General features: G+C 57.2%; 12 protein-coding genes. 5 read left to right on the forward strand and 7 right to left on the reverse strand.

The window, feature by feature from the left end:
* Positions 1-66 precede the first annotated feature (66 nt).
* Genes NHH03_RS10440 through NHH03_RS10450 form a run of 3 tightly spaced genes read left to right on the forward strand, consistent with a single transcriptional unit; the run spans position 67 to position 2,313 of the window.
* On the forward strand, positions 67-960 hold the full coding sequence (locus NHH03_RS10440) for an alpha/beta fold hydrolase (RefSeq protein WP_253155901.1): 894 nt from the start codon (positions 67-69) through the stop codon (positions 958-960).
* Positions 957-1,805 carry a triphosphoribosyl-dephospho-CoA synthase gene (locus NHH03_RS10445; protein ID WP_253155902.1) on the forward strand — a complete coding sequence of 283 codons (849 nt, stop codon included), beginning with the start codon at positions 957-959 and terminating at the stop codon, positions 1,803-1,805. Before NHH03_RS10440 ends, NHH03_RS10445 begins: the two co-directional genes overlap by 4 nt.
* Positions 1,806-1,821: 16 nt before the next feature.
* Positions 1,822-2,313: a 6-pyruvoyl trahydropterin synthase family protein gene (locus NHH03_RS10450; RefSeq protein ID WP_253155903.1), complete on the forward strand. Its 492-nt coding sequence runs from the start codon at positions 1,822-1,824 to the stop codon at positions 2,311-2,313.
* Positions 2,314-2,420: 107 nt separating this feature from the next.
* Here NHH03_RS10450 and leuD read toward each other — a convergent pair whose 3' ends face one another.
* Together leuD and leuC are read right to left on the reverse strand one after the other, a co-directional pair.
* Positions 2,421-3,011 (reverse strand): 3-isopropylmalate dehydratase small subunit, encoded by a 591-nt coding sequence (leuD, locus tag NHH03_RS10455; protein ID WP_253155904.1) that lies wholly within the window; start codon positions 3,009-3,011, stop codon positions 2,421-2,423.
* 88 nt (positions 3,012-3,099) lie between these two features.
* Positions 3,100-4,524, reverse strand: coding sequence for a 3-isopropylmalate dehydratase large subunit (gene leuC / locus NHH03_RS10460; protein WP_253155905.1), 1,425 nt, complete (start codon positions 4,522-4,524; stop codon positions 3,100-3,102).
* A 370-nt stretch (positions 4,525-4,894) separates the two neighbouring features.
* Between leuC and NHH03_RS10465 the strand changes: the two genes are divergently transcribed.
* The gene (locus NHH03_RS10465) at positions 4,895-5,317 is read left to right on the forward strand and encodes a hypothetical protein (RefSeq protein ID WP_253155906.1); all 423 of its coding nucleotides are present in this window, start codon (positions 4,895-4,897) and stop codon (positions 5,315-5,317) included.
* Here the strand turns inward: NHH03_RS10465 and queA are convergent.
* On the reverse strand, positions 5,286-6,377 hold the full coding sequence (queA, locus tag NHH03_RS10470; protein ID WP_253155907.1) for a tRNA preQ1(34) S-adenosylmethionine ribosyltransferase-isomerase QueA: 1,092 nt from the start codon (positions 6,375-6,377) through the stop codon (positions 5,286-5,288). The genes NHH03_RS10465 and queA overlap by 32 nt on opposite strands.
* 174 nt (positions 6,378-6,551) lie before the next feature.
* Between queA and NHH03_RS10475 the strand changes: the two genes are divergently transcribed.
* Positions 6,552-7,640, forward strand: a complete 1,089-nt coding sequence (locus NHH03_RS10475) for a primase-helicase zinc-binding domain-containing protein (RefSeq protein WP_253155908.1) — start codon at positions 6,552-6,554, stop codon at positions 7,638-7,640.
* Between the two features lie 49 nt (positions 7,641-7,689).
* On the opposite strand, the gene NHH03_RS10480 is transcribed toward NHH03_RS10475, so the two are convergent.
* From NHH03_RS10480 to NHH03_RS10495, 4 genes are all read right to left on the reverse strand, one after another.
* Positions 7,690-8,985 (reverse strand): hypothetical protein, encoded by a 1,296-nt coding sequence (locus tag NHH03_RS10480; protein ID WP_253155909.1) that lies wholly within the window; start codon positions 8,983-8,985, stop codon positions 7,690-7,692.
* Between the two features lie 461 nt (positions 8,986-9,446).
* Positions 9,447-10,598, reverse strand: coding sequence for a hypothetical protein (locus NHH03_RS10485; RefSeq protein ID WP_253155910.1), 1,152 nt, complete (start codon positions 10,596-10,598; stop codon positions 9,447-9,449).
* A complete protein-coding gene (locus tag NHH03_RS10490) occupies positions 10,598-13,327 on the reverse strand; it encodes a BatD family protein (RefSeq protein ID WP_253155911.1) in 2,730 nt (909 codons plus the stop codon). The genes NHH03_RS10485 and NHH03_RS10490 overlap by 1 nt, the downstream gene beginning before the upstream one ends.
* A 29-nt stretch (positions 13,328-13,356) precedes the next feature.
* On the reverse strand, positions 13,357-14,499 hold the full coding sequence (locus NHH03_RS10495; RefSeq protein ID WP_253155912.1) for a hypothetical protein: 1,143 nt from the start codon (positions 14,497-14,499) through the stop codon (positions 13,357-13,359).
* Positions 14,500-14,511: the final 12 nt, after the last annotated feature.

Genomic DNA, 14,511 nt, shown 5'->3' on the forward strand with positions numbered 1-14,511 from the left:
ACTCTCGCGGCAATCGACGCAGCCGACCGACTTCCCCCGCAGGTCAAAAATCGCGACACTACCGCGATGAACGAACTCTCCGACACCTTTGACGCTCCGATCGAACGATTCGACACGGCAGGATTCTCGCTGGCCTATCGGGATGTCCGTCCTGATTCGAATGATCCTTCGGCGCCGACGATCTTGTGCGTGCACGGCAATCCGACCTGGAGCTATTACTATCGCAGCGTTGCACAGCGGTTCGGCGACCGGCATCGTGTCATCGCGGTTGACCACATCGGTTGTGGCGCCAGCGACAAACCACCGCGACACGCGTTCGGCTACACGTTGGCCGATCACCAATCGAATCTGGTCGCCTTGATCGAGCACCTGGAACTGGACAATGTCGTGCTGTTGGCTCACGATTGGGGCGGGGCGATCGGACTGGGTGCCGTCGTTCGCTGCCGACCGCGCTTTCGCGGCATCATGCTGCTGAACACCGCGGCCTTTCCGCCGCCCTATGTACCGCTTCGGATCGCCGCTTGCCGCATCCCGCTGCTGGGCACACTCGCCGTAAGAGGCCTGAATTTATTCGCACGTGCGGCGGTCACCATGGCCATGTCTCGCAACCGCATGCGGCCCGCCGTCGCCGTCAACCTGCTGGAACCCTACGATAGCTGGGAACATCGTGTCGCCATCGATGCTTTTGTCCGTGACATCCCCCTGTCCAAACGGCACCCAACCTATCAAACCCTCCTGGATTTGGAAAACTCGCTCCCACAGCTCGCCGAATTGCCGTCGCTGCTGGTCTGGGGGATGCAGGACTGGTGTTTCCGGCCGGAGTGCTTAAGAAGATTCCAAGCCGCGTGGCCGAATGCGACTGCGGTAGAAATCGACGACGCAGGCCACTACGTGATCGAAGACGCCCCCCAGGAAACACTCGATGCGATCGACAGTTTCCTGCAGCACCAAATCGCATGAACACCGGATTGCAACTGATCCGGTCTCAATGCACCGATCCAGCGGATGCGGTTCGCTGGGCCTGTGTCTTGGAAGCCACCGCGCCCAAAGTCGGCAATGTGTCCCCGGGCAAGCCTTTCGCTGATCTGTGTTTTGCTGATTTTGTTGCCGCCGCGGAAATCGCGTCGTCCGCCTTTGATGCGTCGCCGGCGGTCTTTAGCCAAGCAGTGCTACGGGCCTGTCAGCAAATCGCCGAACGCATCAGAACCAACGTCAATCTAGGAATCCTGTTGCTGATCGGGCCATTGGTGCAGGCCGACGCCACCGCCTCCCCGGATCGACTGTCGCGAAAACAGTGGCAACGTTGCGTGGCCGATTTATTGCCGCGATTGACCGCCGACGATTCGGCCCGCTTGTACGCTGCTATCAACGTCGCTCTTCCCGGTGGAATGGGCCAGGCCGCTGAAATGGATTTATCTGGCCCGGCGCCGGACAGTTTTTTGGCGGCAATGAAAACGGCCCAGTCGCGAGACCGGATCGCACGCAACTACGCCAACGAGTATTCCGATTTGTTTGAGCACATCGTGCCGCTACTGTTCAGCAAGATCGAAACCTGCGGAGACATGTTGGCCGGTATCGCCGCGACCCATTTGCAACTGTTGACCGAAGAGCCGGATACCTTGATCGCGCGTAAACATGGTTTGCACGTTGCCCGCGACGTGCAGGACCGATCGAAAATTGATCCTGCTGACCCACAACAATCTGCCGATCTGGATCACTTTTTACGAACCGGCCAACGATTCAACCCAGGCACCACCGCCGACCTCATTGCCGCCGCACTCTACATTCTTCTACGCGAACAATAGCCAACAGATTCTACCGATGACCCAACCCAGCTTTCGTGTCGACGTTGCCAAAGAGCAATTCATTTTCTCAGCCGCCCACTTCATCACCTTTGCCGGTGACATCTGTGAACGACTACACGGCCACAACTATGGCGTCCGCGCGAGCGTGGAAGGCCCGTTGGATGAAAACCGCTACGTGGTCGACTTCATCGCCCTGCGTGACGCCGTGTTGGAACAAACCACCGCACTGGATCACCACGTGTTGTTACCAAGTGATCACGCCGAGATCAAAATCAGTCAAGACGACAAAGAAACCACGGCAACGTTTCGCGATCGCCGCTGGGTGTTTCCCAACGAAGACTGCGTGATTCTGCCGGTGATCAATACGACCGCCGAAGAAATCGCGCGGGTGATCGCCGAACGCGTCCAACAGAAAACGCGCGAAAAGTTTGGCAACGCGCTCAGTTGGATCGAGGTCGCCGTGGACGAAAACCAAGGCCAATGGGGCGTCTGCCGTCTGCCCTGGTAGCCCACTCACGCTGGTGTGGAGGATTTATCCGACCGCTCATCGTTACAAACTCCCCATGCAATCTCGGCGGAGTCCGACGCGAGCTCAATAAAACCCCTTTCCCCTTTTTACCAGCTGCGGGCGTTTTCGTACTCGGTGATCGCTGCTTCAAAGTTCAGCGTTTCGCCGATGTCGTCCAAACCTTGCAGCATTTTTTCGCGGCGACTCGAATCGACTTCGAACGATCGTTCCCATCCGTCGCCATCGCTGACCGTTTGCTTTTCCAAGTCAACCGTCAGCTGCAGTGGTCCCCGATCCGCGGCAGCGAACAGATGATCGATGTCCGCCTCGGGCAATGCGATCGGTAGCACGCCATTCTTGAAGCAGTTGTTGAAGAAAATGTCGGCAAACGACGGGGCGATCACGCAGCGAAAGCCGTAGTCATCGAGTGCCCAGACCGCATGCTCGCGACTCGATCCGCTGCCAAAATTCTTTCGAGTGACCAGGATCGAAGCGTCTTTGACGGCCGCTTGGTTCAATTCGAAATTCGGATTGGGTGTGGTTCCGTCTTCTTCAAATCGCCAATCGTAAAACAGGAATTGGCCGAACCCAGTGCGTTCGATCCGTTTGAGAAATTGTTTGGGGATGATCTGGTCGGTGTCGACGTTGGCCCGATCCATGGTGGCAACAAGGCCGGTGTGTTTGATAAAGCTTTGCATGGAAACAGCAGGTGCGGTGCAAGTGTGAATGGGTGAGAGACGACCAGCGACCGGGAGCTTTGATCCCGGCCGCTTTCGTTTTGTAGCCCTAGGCTTTGTAGGACCAGTCGCGGATGTCGACGAAGTGGCCTTCGATGGCGGCAGCGGCGGCCATTGCGGGACTGACCAGGTGCGTGCGTCCGCCCTTTCCTTGTCGGCCTTCAAAGTTCCGGTTGCTGGTGCTTGCACAGCGTTCACCGGGAGCCAATTTGTCGGGGTTCATCGCCAAACACATGCTGCAACCGGCTTCGCGCCAATCAAATCCGGCTTCGCGGAAGATCTGATCCAGACCTTCTCGTTCGGCATGTTCTTTGACTTTTCCGCTGCCGGGAACCACCATCGCGCTGACCGTGTCGCTGACATGATGGCCTTTGACGACGTCGGCGGCCGCCCGCAAATCTTCGATTCGCGCGTTGGTGCAAGAACCGATGAAGACGCGATCGATGTTGACGTCTTCGATCGCCGTGTTGGCTTGCAAACCCATGTAGGTGAGCGCGTCACGGGTGGTTTTTTGATCGGTAGCGTCGGCAAAATCGGCTGGGTTGGGCGTTTTGTCTTTTACACCCAGCACTTGCCCGGGGTTTGTCCCCCAAGTGACTTGGGGTTCGATGTCGGCACCATTGAATGACAACGATTTGTCATAGGTCGCGCCGGGATCCGTCGTCAGTTCGCTCCAACGGGCGACGGCAGCATCAAAATCGGCCGGCGCTTCGGGCAACCCACGCAAGTAGTCAAACGTGACTTGGTCGGCCGCGATCATTCCGGCCCGGGCCCCGGCTTCGATCGACATGTTGCAGACCGTCATCCGTTCTTCCATTGTCATATTGCGAACGCAATCCCCGGTGAATTCGAGCACGTAACCGGTGCCGCCGGCGGTGCCGATCTTGCCAATCAGATACAGGATCATGTCTTTGGCAGTCACACCTTTGGAGAGCGCACCATCGACGCGCAACTCAAACGTTTTGGGTTTGAATTGCAACAGTGTCTGGGTCGCCAACACGTGTTCGACTTCGCTGGTACCGATTCCGAATGCCAGAGCGCCAAATGCGCCGTGCGTCGCCGTGTGACTATCGCCACAGACGATCGTCATGCCGGGTTGTGTGTATCCGTTTTCCGGCCCGATCACGTGCACGATGCCTTGGCGGACATCGCCGATGTCGAACAGCTGCACTCCGAATTCCGCACAGTTACTGCGCAGTGTTTCGATTTGTTTGCGGCTGATCGGGTCTGCGATCGGCAAGGATCGATCGCTGGTGGGGACGTTGTGGTCGGGGGTCGCCAACGTCCGCTCGGGACGCCGCACCGAGCGCCCGTTAATCCGCAGCCCCTCAAACGCCTGCGGGCTGGTGACTTCGTGCACCAGGTGCAGATCGATGTACAAAATCGCTGGGCCGGATTCCGATTGCAGGACCACATGTTGGTCCCAGATTTTGTCTAACAAGGTCCGCGGCGCGGACAGGGTGGCATCGGTCATGAGAGGGGGGAGGGGCGAAACGGAAGAAACGGAATTCGTGCCAATAACTGTCGGCTGAAACGCCCCAATTGTCAATGAGCTCTCGCTGACGCGGGTTCAAGTTGCGCATTTATGGTAACCCGACGCGTCAGCCAGGGATTTAGGGTGTTAACGGAATCCCTCGCTCACGCTTCGGGTTACCAAGAACCAATGCTCCACGCGAAAGCGCTGGCTCCAAAACTCACTTGTCGCGGTGAATCAACAGATGTGAGGGCAGCGAACCGACCGTACCTGCTGTTTCGCCGGATTTCCCACGGTGCGACAAACCGGTTAGGTTATGGGGGCTTCCAATCCCGTGCCCGTCCCATCTCCCTCTGGTCTAGTTCCACCGATGTCCGTTTGGATCGATCGAATTCTGTTGCTGGCTCTGATTCTGGTTGTGGCCCTGTTGACGATCACAGCGTTACCCTTTTTTGCAGGGCAAACGCTGGGCGGTCAGACTTTGCTGATTCACATGATGGCCAGCGGCGTGCTGGTGGTGGGCTTACCGCTGTTTGCATTGGTTTTCCTGCGGCATTTGCGTCCTTCCCAGCCTGCCAGCAAAGCCCAGCAAGCCGGCTATTTGGCGACCATTGCAACCGGATTGCTGACGATTTTGACGGTGCTGGCGTGCATGCTTCCGATCGCATCGACCGAACAGATGCACGTGCTGATGGAAACCCACGGTTGGGCCGGGCTGGCGATGATCCCAGCGATCGGACTGCTGTTGATCGGGATGCGAGCTAAACGATCAGCATCGCATCTCCATAGCTGAAGAAGCGGTATTCATTTTCAATCGCTTTGGCATAGGCCTCGAGAATCAGTTCTCGGCTCGCCAGGGCGCTGACCAGTACCAACAGCGTACTTTTGGGCAGATGAAAATTGGTCATCAGGGCGTCAACGACCTGGAACCGATAGGGCGGCCGAATGAACAAGTCGGTTGTTCCGGTCCAAGCGGCGAGTGATCCGCCCTGCTGTGCCGCGGCACTCTCGAGCACGCGGACGCTGGTTGTCCCGACCGCCACACAACGCCCGCCGGCAGCGCGGCGTTCACAGATCAGTTCCGCATTGTCCGCCGAAATCTGGCCCCACTCGGTGTGCATGTCGTGCTCGTCCAACGTGTCGGTGCTGATCGGGCGGAACGTCCCCAGTCCGACATGCAGTGTGACCGAAGCTGTTTCGGTACCACCGTCGCTGATTTGCCGCAGCAAACTGGGGGTGAAATGAAGGCCTGCGGTCGGTGCGGCGACACTACCCGGCGAGCGTGCGAACACGGTTTGATAGTTTTCGACGTCAGCGTCCACCATGTGCCCGTCGCGGATATAGGGCGGCAGCGGAACCCGGCCGTACCGCTGCAACCAATCGGCGGCGCTCCAATTGTCGGTGTCCAGTCCGGCGTCCGCCAAAGCCGTCGGAAGGTGTGGAATCACCAACAAATTGCCTTGGTCGGTCCGCGCGACGACCTCCAATCGCATGCCCGGCAACCCGTTGCGATCCTCCACGGTGATGGTTTCGCCGGCCACCAGTTTCCCACGGGTCTTTGTCAACACTTCCCAGATGCCCGATTCGCTGTCCTGGCGCAGATACAGCCCCTGCCAACGGCCCATCGTCTTGGTCCGAAAACCGACCATTCGGGCGGGGATCACCCGGCTATCATTCAGTACCAACGTGTCTTCGCTGCGTAGTAAATCCGGCAGGTCGCGGACGTGAAAATGTTCAATTTCACCGCTGCCACGATGCACCACCATCAGCCGTGCATCGCTACGTGTCGCCAGCGGTTCTTGCGCGATCCGCTCGCGTGCAAGTTCATAGTCGTATTGGTCGATTTCACTCATTCCGGCAAGTGTAACAACGATCGCCGATGGTGAAGATGGGACACAAGTTTCGCTGACCGACACAACCGGCCCGAATTCAAACTTACGCGGGTTGATTCACTCGATCGCCGGATCGTTGCCGAATCAAAGTTCTGTACAACCGTGTCGACCATTCCTATCTGCCGCGGAGCCACGATGCCGTTTTACAACGTTGACCAATTGCGACAATCCGCCCAAGGCCGCTGGGCAGACATCCTGGTCTCGGCTGGACTGCCAGCGTCGGTTTTAGATGGCCGCAACCACGCCTGTCCCAAATGTGGCGGGCACGATCGATTTGCGGCCTTTTCAGATTTGGACCAACGCGGCGCCGTCCACTGTCGTCATTGTTTCACCCGTGGAAGTCAGATCGCACCGTGTGACGGAATTGCCACGATCCGCTGGTGGACCGGCGGTTCCTTTGCCGACGCGCTGGCGATGTTGGCTGGCGCTCTCGGTGTGCACTCTCAGACCGCCGCGTTGGCACCACGCTCCCATGCGCGATGGGCATCCAGCATCGCTGCGCAAGTACCGACGGACCTGTCGCCGGAATTGATCCACCAGCACACGCACTTTGCGCGCCAGGCCTATCAACGAATGCAACCGACCGATCGCGATCGGTTGGCGCGGCACCTGTATGTCTCGCCCGCTGCCCTAACCTCCTTGCGGGTGGGCATGACGTCCGACGAACAGTGTGCGACGTGGCCGATGCGAAACGAATCCGGACAAGTGATCGGCGTCCGCATCAGTGCGCTGCCCTGGACGGGCGCAGGCAACGCCAAATGGTCACGGCGCGGCAGCCACAGCGGGTTATTCATTCCCCGGGAATCAGACTGCGGTCAGCGACCGTTGTATGTCACCGAAGGCGCGTCCGACACGGCCGCAGCCAACAGTCTAGGCTTGTGGGCGATCGGACGAGCGAGTTGCACGACATCGACCTTTTTCATCGACCGCTACATTGCCATTCATAAACCGCCACGTGTGACGATCATCGCCGATAACGATGCCGCGGGATTGAACGGGGCAATGCGGCTGGCAAAATCGTTGCGTGAAACGATGCCGTCCGGCATGGATTCGGTCAACGTGATCGTACCACCGCAACCGTCCATGGATCTGCGCCGCTGGATTGCACAGGGAGCCAACCAGGCCGACATTTGCGGCGCCACGCCGGTTTCGCAATACCGCCAATCCAGCCAACCGATGCTGAATTTCGAGAGCCAGCCATGGAACACGGCCGGACAGTGTTAACGCGTCGTCGAAGCGGCTGGAAAGGACTCCCGGCGCGCCGCTGTTTTCTTTAGAAGCAGACGGCGCGGTCGCCGGCATCAATTTTGACCAATCCGGCTGCGTCAGTGGCCACCGCGATCGCGTGGCTTCCACTGATCTCCTGGATCAACAGATGCGCCACCAATCGTTCGCCAGTCAGGTAGTGATGGTAGACCGCAACGGAGGCTCCCACGGTCATTCGGTTGCCGCTTTGCAGCAGCACACGTCCGCTGGGCTGGTCGACTCCCAATACCGTTGCCGTCACGCGGCGTCGTTCCGTCGCCGACTGGGTTGGCATCGGTTTGGCTGTTGTAGCACGAGCACGAATCGGCAACGCGATCGGCTGTGGCAAGGTGACCGGTTGCGGCAGGTTGGTCAGGGTTTGCTGACGGCTGCGCGACTCGGTGACACCCGATCGATCCGAGAGGGAATAGTTAACAGCTGGCGGTGTCGCCGTGTCGGTGGCCGAGACCGGGGTGATCGTCACCGGTTGGATTCGCATGCCTCCGACCACCTTTAGATTTCCGACTTCGACCCGAATCGGTTTTCGTTGAACCTGAGCGGATTGCATCAGGGTCAATTCGGCGTTTGATGGTGCACCGATCGCGGCCGAATCGTCCGCTTCAGCGTCTTCGCGAGCCTTCTTTTTCTTTTCCGCTTCCTCTTCACTATCAAACTCGGGCAACGTTTGCACGCTTCCTTCGCCCTCGATGGCGCTCGGTTGTGCTTCGCCTTCACCGGGAATCGCCTCCGGTGTGACTTCCGGCAACGTTTCCGGTTCAGGATCGGCCAATTCAGGGATGTCTTCTTCGATCGGACCGGTGGCGCGGTTGGGGCAACAAACCTTCATCGCACGAGCAGCCGCCTGACGGATTTCCGCATTGGGCTCCAACATGCATCCCGAATCGTCTCGTTCGTAAGCAATCTCACTCAGCCGTTTCGTGACTTTTTCGCTGCAGCAAGATGTCGAACCACATTTTTTGCAACATTCACCCGACGCGGTTTCTTCAATCGCTTCGATCGAAGCGAGTCTGACGTCCGGCGTGCAGTCGTCCATCGCAGCCAACAGTGCGTCGGTGATCTTGCCTTCTTTGTCGTAGCAACCGCAGCCCATTTTGGCCAAGTACTTGATCGCTTTGATCTTCTGGGCCTTCATGTCTTCGGCTTGTTTGACTTCCGCAGCCGCTTTAATGGCTGGATTTTCGGATTCCAAGTTTGCCGGATCACCGATCCGCTTTAGCGCTGGTTTTCGTTCCAGTCCCGGATGGTTGCCACGGCGGTTGGTGGTGACGTCACGGATTTTCTGGATGCCTTGTGGAATGCCCATGAAGCGCCAGATCGTCGGGGTCGGCGCGGCTGCGGGCGTTTGGGCGTAGCTCAGTCCCCCAGTGCTCAGTGCCCCAGTGCTCAAGGCGACCGCCACCGCAGAAATCCGGATGAGTTGGTTAGTTTTCACAATGCAATCCATTGCCGTTGGTGTGTCGATCGCCATCTCGCCGCGAAGCGCCCGATCGAGGATTCTCGTTCACGAAAATCTGAATGCGAATTTAGACATCTGCCCTGTTCTCTAAAATCGGCTGAAGTCATGCCAAAGTTCAGACACAAACAGACGGTCTGGTCAATCCACCCCCCGTTTCTAGTGAAGCCTGGTAAAGTTTGACGGTTCGGTATTTCGCGTCGGCGGAGTGATCCAGAGAATCGGCACAATCGGCAACAGTGACTCGGTGCCAGGGATCGTCAACATCGCCCCTCCGCCAATTCTCCCCCCACCAAGCCTATCCCAGACGTTTAAGTTTCGATTCCGATCAATTCAAACGATCGGGTCCCCTGCGGTTTCCCGTTGATCTGAAGCGTGACGTGGTGTGTGCCAGGATACAGCCGGAACGTCGTCGCGGCGGCGCGCAGTAGATGACGCTTACGAACCACACAGGACTCGCCCGCCCCCAATCGCAACTGCTTGATCTTGTGGACTTTGGGCGACCGCGTCCCGTTGGCTTTCACGAATTCGATCACATAGTCAACGATCAACGCCTCACTGCGATCTGCGGTGACGGTGAAACAAAGTTCGATCGCCTGACCAGGGGAAACGACCGGTGGAGTCAATTGGAACTCGCTGACCTCGATTTTTGGCTGAGGATTGAAGCCCAGAAATCGCAACGCGCCGGGGTGGCCTTGTTTGACAAGGGTGCGCAGCGCGTGTCGGTTGATCCATTGCAATTCTTGAGCGTCTTGACGATCGAGGTTTTTCCAACGTCGCAACGTTTCCAAGACGACATCGGGCTGCGATTTTGAAATGTCATTCAAGTGATTGGCAACCGATCGTGTCACATAGCGGGCTCGGTCAGCGTGCAGCGTGTCCAGAAAGGGAATCGGTGTGGTGGGATCGATCGACAATCGCCGTGACCATGGCAGCAATGGTCGTGTGCCTTCACTGACCAAACGCCGGACGTGATAGTTTTTGTCATTGGACCACTTCTGCAATTCAGCCAAAGTGACCTCGGGATGCTGATCGATGAACGTACGGATCGCGTCTTCCATTGAAAACCGCTGCGTCAGTGCTTTGAGCGTCCGCAAAGACAGTTTCAAATGTTTCTTGGCCGTACCATTGCGGACCACAAACTCGCCCAATGCGGCAAAGATGAAATCACCGAAATCGTCATCGGTGCGATTCGGATCCAACGGCGGGGGCAACGCGGCAGTGATCTGTTTGGCCGCCGTAGCATAATCGTCGGCCAAATACTTTTCCAAACTCCCTGCGATGTGCACGATTCGCTGCTTCAATTCCAATTCGACCAGCGAATCCATCACGTCCCTGATAAAACCCTTGTCGTCAAAATCATCGTCGGCGCTACGAAACTGGTTTGCCAAGTATTCGACCCGGTCGCGGTTGAACAACTGGTCTTTCAAACTGAACCCGGCGCTGGGACCTTTGGTAGCCATTAAATCACTTCGATTTGATCGGAGCGGACCCATCCACTGTGGTTTGCATCGACCAGGATTTTGGCCCATTCGTTGCGGCGGTGAATCAATTCCACGCGTCGTCCTTGCGCGTCTTCAATCCGACCGGTGCTGGCGAATTGTTCACCGTCGCCGGAACGCAATTCAATTGTCGCCGGAACCAGAACAGCCATGCTAGGGTCCGTCGCCGATTGTACCGCCAACTGAAATGAACCACCGGCCAGCACAAATAACAGTAAACATCCCACCGCGATGGATTTCCATGCAAATCGGACATTCAACAATCCAATGGAAATTACAGCCCACAACGCAATCCAGGCAATGACGGCGACGATGGCCAGCGTGTTGGGGTGAACGTAGCGAGTCAGAAACTGATTCGCGGCGTTTAGATGACTGGCAATCCCCTCGGCACGCGGCGGATCACTGCGGACCGCACCGGATGTCGATTGCACATAATCCAAATTCGCGCGATAGTGGGCGTTGGTCGGGTCGAGTTTCAGTGCGCGGTAGTAATTCGCAATCGCTCGCCCACTCTGACCGCTCAATTGGTACGCATTTGCCAAATTGAAATACAGTTGATCACTCTCGACTCCGGAATCAACGATCAACTGATACTTGGTCGCGGCTTCTGTTGCCGACGCTTGGCTGTCGGCCGGCGCATCCGTTTTCAGATCCAATGCATGTTCATAGGCCACCGTGGCTTCGTCCAACAAGACTTGCGTGTCGGCGGCATCAGTAGTGGCGGCGGAGACAGACGTTGCGGCAATCGCAAGACTGAAACACAAGACGGTTGCGGTTGTCACGGTTGAACGTTTGCTTGCGCGCGGTGCCACAGGGCGACGCGGCAGCGATTCCACGGCGATGTCGTGAACCAGTTCGGATGCGATCCGTTGAAGGTCATCCAGCGGAGGGAAAGCGTTGGACGAGTATTGGTCGTCGCACTGTTCCAATAGCCGCTCGGACCGAATCGCCAATTGCCGTGAGCCGGATTTCCGCAGCACGCCGATCGCTGCAGCCGGAGTTTCCGTCGCCAGTTGTCGGCGGAACTGTCGCGTCAAAAACTCTCTGAAAGCGTTCCCGATCTGTCGGTTTGACTCAGCCGCTTCGATTCTGGAGAGACAAATTCGCAGCGGGGATCGAATTTGATCGGACAGGCTACTGATCGGTCGCCAAACCCGCAGCAGCGCGATCAGCAACGTCACCAAAGGTGCGGCTGCCAACCACCAGCGATTGGCAGCTAGCAACGACGCGGCACCAGGGCGGCTGTTCAAAACACTCTGTCCGCTAAAGTTGTCAAACGAAACCAATGATGGATTTGTTGTAGCATCACTCGAATCACCCGACGACGCATTGTCGCCCCCGCTCACAATCGAACTCAGTTCAAGCGTGTCTGCTTGGTCGACCGTGATTTGAATGGGATGGCTGTAAACCGTGACAAACTTTTCTTGGTCTGGGTCAAAATAGCTGAGCGGGATGCCGGGGATTTCGGTGATTCCCTGCTTTCGCGGACGAATGGTTGTCGAAAACAGTTTCTGTTCTCCATCGACGATTCCCGCGAGTGGTTCGTCGGGCACACGAAAATCGTCCGTCAACATCGCCAGCTCACTTAGCGGAGGTGCCTGGACGCGATCCATCGGGCCGCTGCCAGCGATGCCGACGTGCAATCGGATCGGATCACCGGCCTGAACATGAACCGGATTGGCTTCGGTCACAATCTGGTATTGGCCAACCGCACCACGATAGTCCGCCGGTCGTCCTTCGCTGGGGATCGGTTGCACTTGAATCGGTTGGACTTCGGCATTGACGACCAATGGGCGCACCGCCGTGACACTCAGCCGAGACTGAAATGGCGAGGCAAAGAAATCGTCATCGAATCCCCCTCGGGCACCGGGAAAACGACCACCGAAGAAACGCGAGAGAGGGTCACGTGCCTGTCCCAATTCCGTCGGATAGCGGACGATGATCTGAACATCGTCGCCGTCGATTTTGCCCGGTCGCTGGGGGTAAACCGTGGTGCCGATTTCATACAGGTAGTAGCTGCGTTGGTTGCCGTCACCATCGTCTCGCAGCACCTCTTGACCGCCGGGGCGCTGATTTTGTTGATTCAGTTCTTTCATGCGGTCGGTGAAAGGCCCCCAATTGGTTTCCTCGGCGATTGAATTCCACATGTCCCCTTCCGACAACACCAGACTTCGCTCCTTGTCGCGATAGGGACGCAACCAAATTTTCAGCGACAAATCCAGGGATTGCCCGACGTAAATCCGATCATGATTACCAACGATCTCGGCAAACATCAGGTCGCCCGTTTCACTGGTGGTCGCAACCAATTGCAGTTCGGAGATGGAGTGTGATTCACCATCGGCTTGGACCGTAAACGACGGAATCGTGAACGTGCCTTCGCGTTGTGGTGTGATCCGGTAAGTGTAGATCAGTGAATGACTGCTCGATCGGTGACCATTGATGATGCTAGTTCGAGAACTTCGCTGGGGGACACCATCGTCCTCGATCACCAGGCCATCTACTGTTGGCACCGTCGGAGGTTCGGATTCTGAGGCGTTGCTGATGCGAATTTGCAGACGCACCGGCAATCCGACGTATGTCTCACGTCCAGACAAACCGGCCGCTACATCGGCGGCCGATGCAATCGCACCACAACAGGTCACCAGCAGTGCTGCGAGCAGCACGCATCTCACAATCGTCGGTTTTGTCATCGATTTCTCCTGTGAATACATGCTGCTACCTACCAATCGCGGTCGACAGGAACGTGCCGTGAACGCTGCTCTCGCTCGCGGCGATAACGTCGCAACAAGTCACGGTCACGAATGGCTTGCAACATTTTCCGAGCCTCCTGTTCGGTGATCTCTCCTTCTTGGATCGTTGCTGTTTCTGGTTGTTGCTGATCAATCGCATCCTCTGGTTCATTATCCGACGACAACTGACCCTGTGGAGGCTCCTGGCTGCCGTCTTCATTTTTGGAATCGGATGGTGCCTCTGCCTCTGACGTTCCCTGATCGGATTCCGTTGACTGATCCATTTGCTTTTCGTCGGATTGATCCTGCTGTCCCTGGTCTTGCTGTCCCTGATCCTGCTGATCCTGATCCTGCTGTCCCTGATCCTGCTGTCCCTGATCCTGCTGTCCCTGATCCTGCTGTCCCTGATCCTGCTGTCCCTGATCCTGCTGTCCCTGGTTCTGCTGTTCCTGGTTCTGCTGATCCTGGTCCTGCTGATCCTGGTCCTGCTGTCCCTGGTTCTGCTGTTCCTGGTCCTGCTGTTCCTGATCCTGCTGATCCTGATCCTGCTGCTTCTGATCCTGTTGCTTCTGATCCTGTTGCTTCTGATCCTGCTGCTTCTGATCCTGCTGCTTCTGGTCCTGTTGTTCCTGGTCCTGCTGTTCCTGGTCCTGCATCTGTTTAAGCAGTTTGGCAGCGAGTTCGATGTTGGTGCGTGCGTCACTGTCGGTGGGATTCAGTGCGATCGCGCCACGAAAATCTGCGATGGCTCTTTGAAGCTGTTCGATTGACGTTGCAGGGTCTTGCTCTTCTTGCCCGATGACACTGACGTAGCGGCAATTGCCGGCGTTGAACCGGGCCTTGGCAGCCAGGGATTGGTCCAGCGATCCAGACACGGAATCGAACAGCGACAGCGCCGCCGAGTAATCTTTCTTGCGGTACAAAGCGACGGCTTTGTTATAGGTCGTTTCTTCGCGTCCGCTTTCGATTTCCTCGGCAGCTTCGTAGCCTGCAATCGCGCTGTCAAACTGTTCGTTGCTCAATGCCCGATTAGCTTCGTTGACTCGAATTGCGAATTCTCGATCGGCTGGTTCAACAGCGCTGGCCATTGAAGTCGTCAACAACAAGGCAACCCCCATTGCCGTTCCAATCATGCCGTGGCATCG

Origin of the sequence: Stieleria tagensis (assembly GCF_024129865.1) — a bacterium.
GTDB lineage: Bacteria > Planctomycetota > Planctomycetia > Pirellulales > Pirellulaceae > Stieleria > Stieleria tagensis.